The following is a 15,109-nucleotide window of genomic DNA, read 5'->3' on the forward strand; positions in this document are numbered from 1 at the left end:
GCCCTAGACCCCGGTGATCGTCTCCAACTCCACTTCCGTACGCGCAATGGCCCGCGCATCCGCCGCCGTGGACCGTCGCAGCGCCTCGTGCAGGGTGGCCGGGGTGAGCACACCGAGGAAGCGGCCCTTGGTGCTCTCGTCGATCACCGCGATCCAGCCGGCGTCGTGCTGCAGCATCGTGGAGAACGCCCGCTTCAGCGAGGCGCCGACCGGCAGCCAGGCCTCCATCCGGCGCGCATGGTCGGCCACCGTGCCCGAGACGAGGTGGCCGGAGCTCACCCAGCCGTGCAGATTGCCTTCGGCGTCGAGCACGACCGCCCAGCCCGCGTCCTCGGCTGCCATGCGCGCGCCTGCGGTCTTCGCCGAGTCCTCCAGGCGTACGACGGGAGGCTGTTCGAGGTCCGTCTCCTCGATCGGGGTGACCGACAGGCGCTTGAGGCCGCGGTCGGAGCCCACGAAGTCGGCGACATAGGGGTTCGCCGGTGCGCCGAGTACGGCGGCGGGGGCGTCGTACTGCTCGATACGCCCCTGGCCGTAGACGGCGATACGGTCGCCGAGCCGTACGGCCTCCTCTATGTCATGCGTGACGAAGAGCACCGTCTTGTTCACTTCCTGCTGCAGCCGCAGGAACTCCGTCTGCAGATGCTCGCGTACCACCGGGTCGACCGCCCCGAACGGCTCGTCCATCAGGAGTACGGGCGGATCGGCCGCCAACGCCCTTGCCACGCCCACTCGTTGGCGCTGGCCGCCGGAGAGCTGCTCCGGGTAGCGGTCGCCGTAGACGGAGGGGTCGAGACCCACGAGGTCGAGGAGTTCGGCGGCGCGCTGCTTGCCGTCGCCCTTCTTCCAGCCGAGGAGATGAGGGACGGTCGCGGTGTTCTCCAGGACCGTCTTGTGCGGGAAGAGGCCGACTTGCTGGATCACATAGCCGATACGGCGCCGGAGTTGGACCGGATCGATTTCGGATATGTCTTCCCCGTCGAGAAATATCTGCCCGGAGGTCGGCTCGATCAGCCGGTTCACCATCTTCATGGTGGTGGTCTTGCCGCAGCCCGACGGGCCCACCAAGGTGACCAGTTCACCCGCCGCGACCTCGAACGACAGGTCGTCGACGGCCATGGTGCCATCGGCGTACCGCTTGCTGACATGCTCGAACCGGATCATGACTCCCCATTGTGGTGGGCTCGTTGTAAACGCCATGTTGCTGCAGGACGACAGTCCTCGGCGATTGTCAGTGCTTGGGTTTAGGGTCACCAGTCATACATAGGTTCGGCGTGACGGGGGAGGTGAGCGCCGTGGACCAAGAGAACTGCCTGGTGACGAACGACTGGGTGTGCGCCGAGTACCTGGATTCGCGCAGCCAGGAGCTGATCGACGCGACCGTCCAGCATGTGTGGATCACGGCCGCCTCCGTGCTGATCGGCCTGCTCGTGGCCTTCCCGCTGGCGCTGCTCGCGCGCAGGGGCAAGGGCTTCGCGGGTCCGGTGCTCGGTCTGACCACGGCGCTCTACTCGATCCCGTCGCTCGCGATGTTCTCGCTGCTGCTGCCGGTCTTCGGGCTCTCCCCGGCCCTGGTGATCACGGGCCTGGTGCTCTACTCGCTGACGATTCTCGTACGGAATGTGATGGCCGGACTCGCCGCGGTTCCCGAGGAGTCGCGGGAGGCGGCGCGCGGGCTCGGATACGGTCCCGGCCGGCTGCTCTGGGAAGTCGAACTGCCGCTGGCGCTCCCGGCGATCCTCGCCGGTGTGCGGATCGCCACGGTCTCGACGGTCGCGCTGACCACGGTCGGTGCCATCGTCGATTACGGCGGGCTCGGCGGCCTGATCATGGACGGCCTCGACAGCGACTTCAAGGCGCAGGTGCTCACCGCCTCCGTCCTGTGCGTGGTGCTCGCGATCGTCGCGGATCTGCTGTTGCTGCTGCTCCAGCGGCTGTTGACCCCCTGGACGCGGGTGCGCGACGCCGCACCTGGCGGCCGCATACGTGACTCCCGGATCGCAAAGGTGACGGAACCGGCATGAACGCGATCTCGGGTGCGCTGGAGTGGCTGACCACAGGCGCCAACTGGCAGGGCGAGAAGGGGGTGCTCAACCGCCTGGCCGAGCACCTCTACTTCACCGGGGTCTGCCTCGCCGTGGCCTGCCTGATCGCCCTGCCGCTCGCGCTCTGGCTCGGGCACATCGGCAAGGGCGGTGCGCTCGCGGTCAATCTCTCCAACGTGGGCCGGGCGATCCCCACTCTGGCCATCCTCGTGCTGCTCACCATGACGCCGCTCGGCCGCCATGGTGATCTGCCCACGCTGATCGCGCTGGTGCTCTTCGCCATACCGCCGCTGCTCACCAACGCCTATATCGGTATGCGCGAGGTCGACCGCTCCGTCGTGGAGGCCGCGCGCGGGATGGGCATGAGCGGGCGCCAGTTGTTCCTGCGGGTCGAACTGCCGCTCGCGTACCCGCTGATCATGACGGGCCTCCGCTCGTCCACGGTGCAGGTGGTGGCGACCGCGGCCCTGGCCGCGATGGCCGGTGAAGGCGGACTCGGCCGGATCATCACGTACGGCTTCGCGGTGCAGAACACCCCGCAGGTGGTGGCCGGCGCGATCCTCGTCGGCGGGCTCGCGCTCCTCGTGGAGCTGGTGCTCGTGCTGATCGGCAAGTGGTGCGACCCGATGCGCAGGCGTACGGCGGCGGTGTGATCCGTGTTCTCTTCGCAGAGCCCTTTCGAATCTGCCGAATCTTTCGCATATCCCTTGAGACAACCCTGAATGGTGGACCCATGAAAAAGTTCCCGCGTGGCATACGGATGGCGGCGGCCACGGCCGCGGTCGTGGCTCTCGGCGCGGGGCTCACCGCGTGCGGCGGCGACAGCCTGGAGGACAAGGGCTCCGGCGGCGAGAAGAGCAGCGGCGGCAGCGACAAGAAGGGGTCGCTGGTGGTGGGTTCGGCCGGATTCACCGAGTCCAAGGTCCTCGCCGAGCTGTACGCGCAGCTGCTTTCCGAGGCCGGATACGACACGTCGATCAAGACCGTCGAAACCCGCGAACTCTATGAACCCTCCCTGGAAAAGGGCGATATCGACGTCGTTCCCGAGTACGCGGCGACGCTCGCGGAATTCCTCAACGCCAAGGTGAACGGTCCGGACGCGCCCAAGGACAAGCCGGTGGCGTCCAGTGATGTGGCCAAGACCGTCGCCGAGTTGGAGAAGCTCGCGAAGCCGCGCGGCCTCAGCGTGCTTCCGGCCGGCGAGGCCGTCGACCAGAACGCTTTCGCGGTCAGCAAGGAATTCGCCGAGAAGAACAACCTCAAGACCCTCTCCGATCTCGGCAAGTCCAAGCTCAAGGTGAAGATCGCGGCCGGTGAGGAATGCGAGGTCCGGCCGTTCTGCGCACCCGGCCTCGAGAAGACGTACGGGATCGACGTCGCCGGAATCGACCCGAAGGGTGTCGGCACCCCGCAGTCCAAGCAGGCCGTGAAGAACGGTGACGACCAGCTGGTGCTCACCACCACGACCGACGCGACCCTCGAGAACTTCGACCTGGTCCTGCTCGAGGACGACAAGAACCTGCAGAACGCGGACAACGTGCTGCCGGTCGTCAACACCAAGGACGCGGGCGCCAAGGAGATCGCGGACGCGCTGGCGAAGCTCACGCAGACGCTCACCACGGAGGACCTCACCGAGCTCAACCGGAAGGTCGACGCGGAGCGTGTGAAGGAGGCCGACGCGGCCAAGGAGTACCTGGAATCGAAGGGTTTGATTGAGAAGTAAACAGCTGGGCGGTGAGGGCGGTGGAGTGTTCCGAGCGGAGTTCAGTAACTGGAAGGGAACAGATTGCCGGGCGGGGGTCCGAGTGATGCCTACGCGCGGTAAATTTCTGGCCATGCCACGTGGACGCCACCGCCATTCCCCCCCACTGCACCGACTGCTTCCCCCGTCGACGGTCGCCGCCGTGTCCGTCGCCGCCGCGGCGAGTACCTGGCTGGTTCCCGACACCGTGGTGCTGCGCGCACTCGCGGGGGTCGCGGCGGCCTCCGCCGTGGTCGGCGCGATCGTCATGCGCCGCTGGGACCGGCTCGCCGGCAAACGGGTCGCGGAGCTGACGCGGGCGCGGGCGAGCGACGAATGGAAGCACGACGAGCGGATAGCCGAGCTGGAGACGGACCTCGACGAGTCGCGTGAACTGCGCGGCAAGTTGGAGGCACGACTGCGCTCGAAGCGGGGCGAACTGGCCGCGCTGCGCGGGGAACACGCGGCGCTCCTGCGCCGGTACGCGACGGCGGAGACGGAGCGCGCCAGCGCGCTCGAGGGCCGGCGTCAGCTCGCGATCGAGGCGGCCGCTCCGGCGCGGGCGCTGCCGCCAGCGGGTGCGGACACCGAACCGCGGGGCACGGTGACGCTCTACCTGAAGGCGAACGCCGCGCTGGACAAGCTGGCACGGGTGCCGCGCCAGCGGGCCGCGGATTCCGTCAATTCCGTGAACTCCGCTCCTGCCGCCTCCTCCGCTCCTGCCGCCTCCTCCGCCAACGGGAAGTCCGCTGCCGCGGCGCCCGAGCCCGAGGAGGCGACGGAGCAGGGGAAGCCCGAGGCGGCCGTCGCTCATGAGCGTCCGGCCGCCGCCCTGCCCCCCGCCGCACGTCCCGCCGCGGCCGTGGTGCCGCACGCCCGGGTGCGCCGGCCGCTGATCGGCGGCTTCGACTTCTTCGGTACGAAGTCGGGCGGCGGCGCCGTGCAGATCGAGGCGGTGCAGAACGAGGACCTCGCGGATGTGGTCGGGGCGGAGGCGCTGGCGCTGCACAAGGCGGAGGCCGAAGGGGAGTTCAAGTCCCGGGCCGGTGCTGAGCGTGCGGTCGGTGAGGTCATCGACCTCACGGCTCACGACGAGACCGAGCAGATCGATGTGGCGGAGCTGAGGTCGGCGATCTCGTAGTGCCGGTGCGTCCGGCTCGTGGTGCGGGTGCGTCCGGTCCGAAGTGGATACTCGTCCCGTGAGCAGAACGTGGCGGGACGCGGCCGAGGAAGCGTTGTACGGGCCCGGTGGGTTCTACCTCCGTACGGAGGGGCCTGCCGGGCATTTCCGTACCTCTGTGCACGCCTCCCCGCTCTACGCCCGCGCCGTGGCCACCCTCCTCACCCGAGTCGACCGTGCCCTCGGGCACCCGGCCACCCTCGACTTCGTCGATGTCGGCGCCGGGCGCGGGGAGTTGACCTCGGGTGTGCTCGACGCGCTGGAGCCGTCGGTGGCCGCGCGGACGAGGGCGTACGCCGTGGAACGGGCGGGCCGGCCCGAGGCGTCGGACAGCCGTGTCGAGTGGGTTGCCGAAATCCCCGTCACCGTCAACGGGTTGCTCTTCGCCAACGAGTGGCTCGACAACGTGCCCGTGGACGTCGTGGAGGTGGACGAGGACGGGATCGCCCGCCTCGTCCTCGTACAGGAAAAGGACGGCACCGAGACGCTCGGGGAGCCGCTGCCGCCCGGGCCGGACAGCGACTGGCTCGCGCGTTGGTGGCCGCTGACCGACGAACCCGGCAGCCGCGCCGAGATCGGCCGGCCCCGGGACGAGGCATGGGCACGGGCGGTCGATGCCGTACGTGGCGGACTGGCCGTGGCCGTCGACTATGCGCACAGCCGGGCGCAGCGGCCCCCGTTCGGGACGCTCACCGGCTTCCGCGACGGCCGGGAATGCCGGCCCGTACCGGACGGCTCGTGCGATATCACGGCCCATGTCGCCCTCGACGCCTGCGCCGGCCCCGGATCCGTACTCCTGACGCAGCGGGAGGCCCTGAACAGCCTCGGTGTAACGGGCGGCCGCCCTCCGCTTGCGCTCGCCACCACCGACCCGGCCGGTTACGTCCGCGCGCTCGCGAGCGCGGGCGAGGCCGCCGAACTCACCGCCCGCGGTGGCCTCGGCGACTTCGGCTGGCTGCTCGAGCCGGTGGGCATCGCGCCGGACGCGCTACTTGTCGATGTCGCCGACCACGAAGAACAGTGACCCGAGAATCGCCACCATGTCCGCGACCAGCGTCCCCGGCAGCAGCTCGATCAGGGCCTGGATGTTGTTGTACGAGGCCGAGCGGAGCTTGAGGCGGTACGGAGTCTTCTCACCCTTGGAGACCAGGTAGTAGCCATTGATGCCGAGCGGGTTCTCGGTCCAGGCGTACGTGTGGCCCTCGGGCGCCTTGAGCACCTTCGGCAGCCGCTGGTTGATCGGGCCGGGCGCCAGGTCGGCCATCCGGTCCAGGCACGCGTCGGCCAGATCGAGCGCGTTGTGCGTCTGCTCCAGAAGGACCTCGAAACGGGCCAGGCAGTCGCCCTCCTCGCGCGTGACCACCTTCAGCGTCGACTGCAGCTCGCCGTACGCGAGATACGGCTCGTCGCGCCGCAGGTCGAAGTCCACGCCGGAGGCGCGGGCGATCGGCCCGCTCACCCCGTACGCGTGCACCGCCTCGGCGCTCAGCGCGCCGACGCCCCGCGTACGGCCGCGGAAGATCTCGTTGCCGAGCACGAGCCGGTCGTACACATCCATCCGCGAACGCACCGAGGCAACCGCGGCGCGGGCGCGCGACGTCCATCCCAGGGGCAGGTCCTCCTTGAGGCCGCCGACCCGGTTGAACATGTAGTGCATCCGGCCGCCGGACACCTCCTCCATGACCGCCTGGAGTTCCTCGCGCTCCCGGAAGGCATGGAACACCGGGGTGATTCCGCCCAGTTCGAGCGGGTACGAACCAAGGAACATCAGGTGGTTGAGGACGCGGTTCAGCTCGGCAAGCAGTGTGCGGGTCCACACCGCGCGCTCGGGCACCTCCATGCCGAGCATCCGCTCGACGGCGAGGACCACGCCCAGCTCGTTGGAGAAGGCGGAGAGCCAGTCGTGGCGGTTGGCCAGCATCACGATCTGCCGGTAGTCGCGCGCCTCGAAAAGCTTCTCGGCGCCGCGGTGCATATAGCCGATGACCGGCTCCGCACTCACGATGCGTTCACCGTCGAGCACCAGCTTCAGGCGCAGCACCCCGTGCGTGGACGGGTGCTGAGGGCCGATATTGAGCACCATGTCGGTGCTCTCCGCGGCTCCGCCGACCCCGATCATGGTCTCCGTCTTGGGACTCATGCGAACAGTCTCTCGTACGTAGGGTGGTATGCGTGAAGGCAGGGGATACGGGGATGACAAGTGGAGCCGCCGGGGTCCCGGCACGGAAGGACCCCGAGTGGCAGGGGCTGCCGGCCGCGATGCTCAGGCTGCGCAGGCTGCTGCTCGTGCTGTGGCTCGTGCCGATCACGGTCGCCACCGCCGTACTTCTGTGGCTGTTCGCCGCTCCCGGGTGGGCGCTGTTCGCGCTGATCCCCGGGTTCTTCCTGGTGTGGGGCTGGCCCATGCTCGGGCGGAACTGGCGCTCGTGGCGGTACGCCGAGCGCGCGGACGACCTGCTGATCCAGCGCGGGGTGATGTGGCGCGAGGAGACGGTCGTCCCGTACGGGCGGATGCAGCTGGTGGAGGTCGAATCAGGGCCGCTGCAGCGTAAGTTCGGGCTTGCCTCACTTCAGCTGCACACCGCCGCGGCCGCGACGGACGCCACGATCCCGGGGCTCGACCCCGCCGAGGCCGAACGCCTGCGGGACCGGCTCACCGAACTGGGCGAGGCCCGATCGGCGGGGCTGTGAACGAGACGCCGGAGACCGAGGAGACACCGGGGACGGGAGAGTCCCCGGAGACCGAGGAGACACCGGGAACGGGTGAGTCCCCGGGGACCGAAGAGACACGTGCTCCTGTAGTCGAGCGGCGCCTGCACCCCGTCACCCCGCTGCGCCGCGCCTGGGCGCCGGTCGCGGTCGGGGCGGGCTGGGCGTTCCACGATCCGGACGGCGCTTACCGCAGGGTCTCCGACCTCGCCGCGGAAACCGTGCTGCTCGCGGGCGGCGCGCTGGTGCTCGTCGCCTCCCTCTACGGCTTCCTCACCTGGTGGTTCACGCACTTCTCGGTCACCGACACCGAGCTGCGGATCCGTACCGGCCTGCTCTTCCGCCGCACCGCGCACATCCGGCTCGACCGCCTCCAGGCCGTCGACCTCAACCAGCCGCTGCTCGCCCGCTTCCTGGGCGTCGCCAAGCTGAAGATGGACGTCATCGGCGCGGACAAGAAGGACGAGCTGGCGTATCTGAGCGAGCCCGACGCCCGCTCCCTGCGCGCCGAACTCCTCGCCCGCGCGGCCGGGTTCGCGCCCGAGCACGCCCGCGAGGTGGGCGAGGCGCCGGCCGCGGTCCTGCTCCACGTACCGCCGAACATGCTCGCCATGTCCCTGGTGCTCTCCGGCGGGATGTGGGCCTGGGCGATCACCGGCATCACCGTCCCCGTCGTGCTGTGGTTCCTCACCGAGTCGCTTCCGCTGGTCATCGGCACCGGGCTGCCGCTGCTCGGCGCGGCGGGGGCGAGCAGCGTGGGGCGCTTCATCAAGGAGTACGACTGGACCGTGGGCGCCTCCCAGGACGGGCTCCGCCTCGACCACGGACTGCTCGACAAGGCCCACGAGACGGTGCCGCCGGGCCGGGTGCAGACCGTGCACATCGTCGAGCCGCTCCTTTGGCGGCGGCGCGGCTGGGTCCGTATCGAGCTGGACGTCGCCGGGTCCTCCAACGACGTCCTGGTGCCGGTGGCGCCCCGCTCCGTGGCGGAAGCGGTGATCGAGCGGATCCTGCCGGGGGTCGTGGTGCCGTCCGAGCTGTCCCGGCCGCCGTCCTCGGCCCGCTGGTGCGTGCCGCTGTGGTGGCGCGGCTACGGCCTCGCCGTCACCGACACCGTCTTCGCCGCCCGCCACGGCCGGCTGCGCCGCAAGGTCTCGCTCGTCCCGCACGCCAAGGTGCAGAGCGTACGGCTGGTCCAAGGACCGTGGATGCGGCGGCACAAGGTGGCCGATGTGCACGTCGAGACCGGCGCCAACACCTCGGTGGCGGCCCGTCTCAGGCCGTCCGCCGAGGCCTCGGAACTCCTGGAGTCCCAGGCCGAACGCTCCCGTACGGGACGCCGGACGGCCGGTCCCGACCGGTGGATGTCACAAGCGGGGGCGTGACGGGCGGCGGCTGAGGCTTCCTGGCGAGGGCTGCTCGGTGGCTGCGGCTTCCTGGCGATGGCTGCTCGGTGGCTGCGGCTTCCTGCCTATGGCTGCCCCGCCGCTGTGGCTTCCCGGCCGATGACTGCATCTGCGGCCGCGGCTTCCCGCTGATCACTGTTCGGCGGCCGCGGCTTCCTGCCGCCGCACCATCTCGTCGATCCAGATCGGGACGTACGGAGAGACGCAGCCCGGCGAGGTCGGATAGTCCTTGAGCACCTCGAGGCGCTCACCGATGGCCAGCGCACGGGCCCGGTACTCGGGGTGCTCGATGCCGATATGGCCGAGCACCATGTTCATCGCCCACTGAAGCCGCTCAGGCGCGTCCTTCATCTCGGCCTCGATCACATCGAGCAGTCCGCCGAGATCGAGACCCTCGGGCTTCTTCAGCACGCGCTCGCCGGTCAGCGCCCAGCCCGCGCTCGCGACGACCGGATCGGGGTCGTCGGTCCAGGCGAGCCGCAGCTCCTCGGCGTGCTTGCTCTTCTTGACCACGTAGTTCACGAGCCAGTCGTGCACCTTGGGCGTACGGGACTGCCGCAGCATGGCGTCGAGCTCATCGCGCCCGAAGGCCTTCGGCCGGCAGATCAGCAGCGCGAGCAGCTTCGCCGCGGTGTCATCGGTCGCCCACAGCTCGACGGCGAGCTCCTGCTGCGTCTTCAGCCGCTTGCCGATGGCCCGCAGCTTGCCGAGGTTCACCCCGTGGTCGTCGCCGTTCTTCTCGTTCACCGCCCGAACCTTCGGCTCCTCGAGAGCGGCAAGCTCCGACATCAGCTCGTCGACCTGGTCCACGACGGGCACCTCCGGTTCCTTCTCGTACGGCCGGGCCGGTCGGAATCGTAGGGCCGGGCCGGTCGGAATCGTAGGGCCGGGCCGGTCGGAATCGTACGGCCGGGCTGGTCGGAACCCCCAGGAAACCACCCCTCACCCCCAGCACAAACGACCACCGCCTCCACCTTGGGGAGTACGCCCCCCACCCACGTATCGCCCCTGCGGTTGACCCCAGCACGTGCCCCCCGTATCTACGCTGGGTTACGTGCAGCGCCTCTACGACTTCCTCCGCAGACACCCCACCGGTGTCGACAGCTTCTGGGCTGTCGTGCTGTTCGCGGTGACCGCGGTGGGACTCGCCACGGAGGCCAGCCAGGAGTCCCGCGACCCCGACGTGCTGACCGTGATCCTCGCGCTCGTCCAGTGCCTCGCCGTCGCCCTGCGCCGCCGCGCCCCCGAGCAGATGCTGCTGCTGGTCGCGGCCGGCGGCCTGGTGCAGCTGATCACCGACAACGACGTGATGGTCGCGAACTTCGCGATGCTCGTCGTCATCTACACGGTCGCCACCCGCGACGTCACCTGGGCCCGGCGCTTCGCCCTGGCCGGCGGCCTCGTCGCAGCCCCGCTCGCCCAGCTGCGCTGGCACGAGGACAACGACACGGGCACGCTGGGCACCATCCTGCTCACCGGCTTCATGATCGTCCCGTTCCTGCTCGCCTGGGTCATGGGCGACTCCCTGCGCACCCGCCGCGCCTACTTCGCCCAGCTCGAGGAGCGCGCCACCCGCCTCGAGCAGGAGCGCGAGGCGCAGGCCAAGGTCGCGGTCGCCGCCGAGCGGGCCCGGATCGCCCGGGAGCTGCACGATGTCGTGGCGCACAACGTGTCCGTGATGGTCGTACAGGCCGACGGCGCCGCGTACGTCATGGACCAGGCCCCCGACCAGGCGAAGAAGGCCCTGGAGACGATCTCGGGCACCGGCCGCCAGGCCCTTGCCGAGATGCGCCGGCTGCTCGGCGTACTGCGCACGGGGGAGCCCGCCGAGGGCGGCGAGTACGTGCCGCAGCCCGATGTCGAGCAGATCGACGACCTGATCGCGCAGTGCCGCGAGGCCGGACTCACCGTCGACTTCAAGGTCGAGGGCACCCCGCGCCAGCTGCCCAGCGGCGTGGAGCTGACCGCGTACCGCATCGTGCAGGAAGCCCTCACGAACACCCGTAAGCACGGCGGACCCAACGCCGGGGCCAGCGTGCGCATCGTCTACTTCGACGACGGCCTCGGGCTGCTCGTCGAGGACGACGGCAAGGGCGCACCCCATGAGCTGTACGAGGACGGCGGGGCCGACGGCCGCGGCCATGGTCTGATCGGGATGCGTGAACGCGTCGGCATGGTCGGCGGCACCCTGGACGCCGGGCCCCGGCCCGGCGGAGGATTCCGCATCAGCGCCCTGCTGCCGCTCAAACCGGCCCACTGACACCTGTCACTGCACTCCATCGCATTTCCGTCCCCGGGAAGGACCCCCATGACCATCCGCGTGATGCTCGTCGACGACCAGGTGCTGCTGCGCACCGGGTTCCGGATGGTGCTCGCCGCGCAGCCGGACATGGAGGTGGTCGCGGAGGCCGGCGACGGGGCCGAGGCGATCGACGTGCTGCGGGCCACGGCGGTCGACGTGGTCCTCATGGACGTGCGGATGCCGAAGCTCGACGGGGTCGAGGCGACCCGTCGTATCTGCGCGCAGGAGAACCCGCCGAAGGTGCTCATCCTGACGACGTTCGACCTCGACGAGTACGCGTTCTCGGGTCTGAAGGCCGGCGCCTCCGGCTTCATGCTGAAGGACGTACCGCCCGCCGAACTCCTCACCGCCATCCGTTCGGTGCACAGCGGCGACGCGGTCGTGGCCCCCTCGACGACCCGCCGCCTGCTCGACCGCTTCGCCCCGATGCTCCCCAACACCGGCGCGCAGCCGCCCCAGAAGGAGCTCGAACTCCTCACCGGCCGCGAGCGCGAGGTCATGATCCTGGTCGCGCAGGGCCTGTCGAACGGCGAGATCGCCGCACGCCTCGTCCTCTCCGAGGCCACCGTGAAGACCCACGTCGGCCGCATCCTCACCAAGCTGGGCCTGCGCGACCGGGTGCAGGTCGTCGTCCTCGCGTACGAGACGGGCCTGGTGCGCGCGGGCGGCGGGAGCTGAACCGTGCTCATCTGGATCAACGGACCCTTCGGCGGCGGCAAGACCCAGACCGCGTACGAGCTGCGGCGCAGGCTGCCCGGCAGCGTGGTCTGCGATCCGGAGCACGTGGGCTTCGGACTGCACCGGATGATGCCGCCCCAACTGCGCGGCGACTTCCAGGATCTGCCGGCCTGGCGCCAGGGGGTCTACGAGGTCCTCGATCTGGCCCTCGCCAAGCACGACGGCCCGGTGCTCGTGCCGATGACCGTCATCGAGCCCGCGTACTTCCAGGAGACGGTCGGCCGGCTGCGCGAACGCGGCCACGACGTCCACCACTTCGCACTGCTCGCCGCGCGCGAGACGGTCCTGAACCGGCTGCGCGAGCGGGCGTTCGGCCGGGCGCTGCAGCTCGTGGCCGGCAAGAACGCGCCCCTGAAGCGCGAGTCCTTCGCCGTGCGCCGCCTCGACGCCTGTCTGGAGTCCTTGGCGCGGCCCGAGTTCGCCGAGCAGCTGTGGACCGATAGGGTCCCGATCCCCCAAGTCGCCGACAGGATCGCCCGGTCGGCGGGCCTGACTCTGCTGCCGAACACGGACGGCCCGGTGCGGGGGCGGGTGCGGCGGGCGGTGACCGGGGTGAGGCACATCAGGTTCGACTGAGCGGCACTGAGCGGCACTGAGCGGCCGGGGTGCGGGACAGACCCCTCCCTCCCGGGGGCCGAGCCCCTTTGAGGCTATCGGGCCCCACTGACAACGGCCGGTCTGGCTACGGTGGTTGGCCGGTCACACCTCCCGGCCCGCTCGCGGCGCCCGGCAAGGTCACAGCCCCCAACCTCCCTCACTCCGCCTCCGAATCCCTCCGCGCCCGCGCCTTCTCCGTACGCCACGACACCACCGCCATCAGCACCAGCGGTACGACGGCACCCGCGAGGAGCCCGCTCGCGAAGCCCGGACCCGACGCGGCGTCGCCCTTCGCCAGGCCGACGACGACCGCGACGGCCACGAGCGCCACACCGGTGAGCGCGAGCGTCCGGCGGAAGCGGCGGCCGAACTGGGTGCGGCGCCTGGGTGCCGGCCGGGGCGGGGGAGTCGGGAGTCCGGGCCCAGGCCCCTCGGCGGCCGAGAGGGGCCGCTTGAACCAGGCGTACACCAGCCAGGTCCCGCACGCCTCCCAGCCGTCGGACGCGAGCCGGTCGTTGAGGCGCTCGCGGCCCTCGCGGTGCTCGCGGTGCTCGTGGTGCTCGCGGCCCTCGCGGCCGAGCAGGGAGACGAGTTCGCGCCGGTACTCCCAGCGCAGCGGCCGCTCGATATCGCGCCGGCTCACGAACCGGCCGAGCCCGTCGATCCGTTCGACCTCCCAGCCCTCGGCGCCGAAGCGGTTGAGCAGCGCCTCGTCGGCATAGGTGTCGGCCGTCCAGCGCCAGGTCTCGACGGGGCTCTCCGCAGCGGTCCCGCCATCGGGCGGAGCCAGCTGCGCGGCGAACTCCCCGGCCGGCCCGAACTCCTGCGGCCCCTCGGCCCCCGTCTGCTCCAGATGTGTGGCGAGGTCCGCGACCGTGGCCTCGATCCGCTCCTCGGGCAGCCCCGACTCGCGCAGTGCGGCGGCCAGTTCGGCCAGATAGCCCGCGTTCCCGTCGCTCATTCCACACGCCCCTTGGCCGGCAGGTCTCGTGCCGACGCCTCGAACGCCGGCCGCTGCCCGCCCTTGATCCGCCCGAAGCGCGCCGCATCCAGCGTCTTGGCGATCTCGTATCCATCCGGCGGACCAGGGGTCGGCGATCTATCCGGCGGACCAGGGGTCGGCGATCTATCCGGCGGACCAGGGGTCGGCGACCACGAGGCGATGCGGTCGAGTCGGTGGCTCAGCGCAGCACTCCTTCGATGAAGTCACTGCCCAAGCGGGCCACCTTGGACAGGTCCAGCTGGTGGAGCACGTAACGGCCCCGTCGCCTGGCGGTGATCAGCCCGGCCTTCCTGAGCACGGCCAGATGCCGCGAGATCTCCGGCGCGCTCATCCCGTGCACGTCCACCAGTTCGCTCGTGGTGTACGCGCCCCGCGCCAGGTTCCGGCACAACCGCATCCGTACGGGGTGCGAGAGGGCCTCCATGCGGCGGGTCAGCTCGTCGACCGAGGCCGCCGTGGACAGGGACTCGCCCGCGACCGGGTAGTGGATCACAGGCGTCCAGCCGTACCGGTGCAGCACGAGCAGATGCGGCCGGCCCATCACCGTGGGGACGAGCCGCAGCGTCCCGCCCTCCGGAATCGCCGCCCGCCCCACGACCAGCTTGTCGATCTCGATCTGCCGGTCGTCCTCGGACAGGGTCAGCGCCTTGGACGCCGAGGTCAGCATCGTGCCGAGCCCCTTGCGCTGCAACAGCTCGGTCTTGTGCCGGGCGTCGGCGGCGAGTTGATGGTGCACTCGCGCCCATACGTCTCCGAAGAAGGCCTCGTCGCAGTCGAGCAGCAGCCGCCGTATCCAGCCGCGGACGGCCGGCGGATCGTCGAGCAGCCGCTGGGTGAACTGCACCTGCCGGGCCCCGCGGGTCGCGGCGAGCTCGAGCACGCGCTGCCGGGCGGCCGGGTCGGAGAGCAGCGGGGCCGCGGCCAGCTTTCCGTACGCCAGGGTGCAGGTGAACTCCAGCGCCGCGTCGACGAACTGCTCGTCGTCCAGCTTGTCCAGCTGGTCGAGCTCCTCGGCGAGGGTGCCGGCGGGCAGCGCCGCGGGATCGGTCAGGCCGGAGAACGGCATGAAGATGTCCGAGAACGTGGACCGCCACAGAAAGTCCGCCTCGCACAGCATCTCCGCGAGGCACTGGTCGAGCCCGGCCATCACGGAGGTGGCCCAGCCCTGCAGCCCCGGGTGGTGGCCCGGCTCGGCGAGCGCGTGCAGGGTCATGCTCAGCTCCGCCAGCGGGGAGGGCGCGACGGCTATCCGCTCGTGGAGCCGCTCCTGCGGCAGGGTGCTGATGTCGAGGCTGAAGCTCATGCCGTCCAGTCTGCCTTCCGCTACGCGCGCCCCGACCCTCGATTGACGCCTCCCGTCAATCGAGGGTCGGGGCGGTCCTGCAACC

General features: G+C 70.5%; 15 protein-coding genes. 10 read left to right on the forward strand and 5 right to left on the reverse strand.

What is annotated here, in order from left to right; all coding sequences use genetic code 11:
• Nucleotides 1-3: 3 nt before the first annotated feature.
• Entirely contained in the window at nt 4-1,164 is a 1,161-nt protein-coding gene (locus tag ABT367_RS20430; RefSeq protein WP_352254490.1) for a betaine/proline/choline family ABC transporter ATP-binding protein, read from the reverse strand.
• Nucleotides 1,165-1,295: 131 nt separating this feature from the next.
• Between ABT367_RS20430 and ABT367_RS20435 the strand changes: the two genes are divergently transcribed.
• From ABT367_RS20435 to ABT367_RS20455, 5 genes are all read left to right on the forward strand, one after another.
• Nucleotides 1,296-2,024 (forward strand): ABC transporter permease, encoded by a 729-nt coding sequence (locus ABT367_RS20435; RefSeq protein ID WP_352254491.1) that lies wholly within the window; start codon nt 1,296-1,298, stop codon nt 2,022-2,024.
• Nucleotides 2,021-2,698 (forward strand): ABC transporter permease, encoded by a 678-nt coding sequence (locus ABT367_RS20440; protein ID WP_352254492.1) that lies wholly within the window; start codon nt 2,021-2,023, stop codon nt 2,696-2,698. The genes ABT367_RS20435 and ABT367_RS20440 overlap by 4 nt, the downstream gene beginning before the upstream one ends.
• Nucleotides 2,699-2,778: 80 nt before the next feature.
• Complete coding sequence (locus tag ABT367_RS20445) at nt 2,779-3,768, forward strand: ABC transporter substrate-binding protein (RefSeq protein WP_434975504.1); 990 nt, start codon at nt 2,779-2,781, stop codon at nt 3,766-3,768.
• 112 nt (nt 3,769-3,880) lie between these two features.
• Complete coding sequence (locus ABT367_RS20450; protein WP_352254493.1) at nt 3,881-4,927, forward strand: hypothetical protein; 1,047 nt, start codon at nt 3,881-3,883, stop codon at nt 4,925-4,927.
• A 58-nt stretch (nt 4,928-4,985) separates the two neighbouring features.
• Nucleotides 4,986-5,990 carry an SAM-dependent methyltransferase gene (locus tag ABT367_RS20455; RefSeq protein WP_352254494.1) on the forward strand — a complete coding sequence of 335 codons (1,005 nt, stop codon included), beginning with the start codon at nt 4,986-4,988 and terminating at the stop codon, nt 5,988-5,990.
• Here ABT367_RS20455 and ABT367_RS20460 read toward each other — a convergent pair.
• Nucleotides 5,955-7,106, reverse strand: a complete 1,152-nt coding sequence (locus tag ABT367_RS20460; protein ID WP_352254495.1) for an NADH-quinone oxidoreductase subunit D — start codon at nt 7,104-7,106, stop codon at nt 5,955-5,957. The genes ABT367_RS20455 and ABT367_RS20460 overlap by 36 nt on opposite strands.
• Before the next feature lie 53 nt (nt 7,107-7,159).
• Between ABT367_RS20460 and ABT367_RS20465 the strand changes: the two genes are divergently transcribed.
• Together ABT367_RS20465 and ABT367_RS20470 are read left to right on the forward strand one after the other, a co-directional pair.
• Nucleotides 7,160-7,657 carry a PH domain-containing protein gene (locus ABT367_RS20465; protein ID WP_352254496.1) on the forward strand — a complete coding sequence of 166 codons (498 nt, stop codon included), beginning with the start codon at nt 7,160-7,162 and terminating at the stop codon, nt 7,655-7,657.
• Nucleotides 7,654-9,060: a PH domain-containing protein gene (locus tag ABT367_RS20470; RefSeq protein ID WP_434975505.1), complete on the forward strand. Its 1,407-nt coding sequence runs from the start codon at nt 7,654-7,656 to the stop codon at nt 9,058-9,060. The genes ABT367_RS20465 and ABT367_RS20470 overlap by 4 nt, the downstream gene beginning before the upstream one ends.
• A 153-nt stretch (nt 9,061-9,213) precedes the next feature.
• Here ABT367_RS20470 and ABT367_RS20475 read toward each other — a convergent pair whose 3' ends face one another.
• Complete coding sequence (locus ABT367_RS20475; RefSeq protein WP_352254506.1) at nt 9,214-9,870, reverse strand: DNA alkylation repair protein; 657 nt, start codon at nt 9,868-9,870, stop codon at nt 9,214-9,216.
• A 265-nt stretch (nt 9,871-10,135) separates the two neighbouring features.
• Between ABT367_RS20475 and ABT367_RS20480 the strand changes: the two genes are divergently transcribed.
• From ABT367_RS20480 to ABT367_RS20490, 3 genes are read left to right on the forward strand one after another with little or no spacing between them, the layout of a single operon-like run.
• On the forward strand, nt 10,136-11,341 hold the full coding sequence (locus ABT367_RS20480; RefSeq protein WP_352254497.1) for a sensor histidine kinase: 1,206 nt from the start codon (nt 10,136-10,138) through the stop codon (nt 11,339-11,341).
• Nucleotides 11,342-11,389: 48 nt separating this feature from the next.
• The gene (locus ABT367_RS20485) at nt 11,390-12,061 is read left to right on the forward strand and encodes a response regulator transcription factor (RefSeq protein WP_199549631.1); all 672 of its coding nucleotides are present in this window, start codon (nt 11,390-11,392) and stop codon (nt 12,059-12,061) included.
• A gap of 3 nt (nt 12,062-12,064) precedes the next feature.
• Nucleotides 12,065-12,697, forward strand: coding sequence for an AAA family ATPase (locus tag ABT367_RS20490; RefSeq protein ID WP_352254498.1), 633 nt, complete (start codon nt 12,065-12,067; stop codon nt 12,695-12,697).
• A 178-nt stretch (nt 12,698-12,875) separates the two neighbouring features.
• On the opposite strand, the gene ABT367_RS20495 is transcribed toward ABT367_RS20490, so the two are convergent.
• Entirely contained in the window at nt 12,876-13,679 is an 804-nt protein-coding gene (locus ABT367_RS20495) for an HAAS signaling domain-containing protein (RefSeq protein ID WP_352254499.1), read from the reverse strand.
• 220 nt (nt 13,680-13,899) lie between these two features.
• Nucleotides 13,900-15,024 (reverse strand): DUF5937 family protein, encoded by a 1,125-nt coding sequence (locus tag ABT367_RS20500; protein ID WP_352254500.1) that lies wholly within the window; start codon nt 15,022-15,024, stop codon nt 13,900-13,902.
• Nucleotides 15,025-15,109 lie beyond the last annotated feature (85 nt).

This window comes from Streptomyces mesophilus, assembly GCF_040300965.1.
Lineage (GTDB): Bacteria > Actinomycetota > Actinomycetes > Streptomycetales > Streptomycetaceae > Streptomyces > Streptomyces mesophilus_A.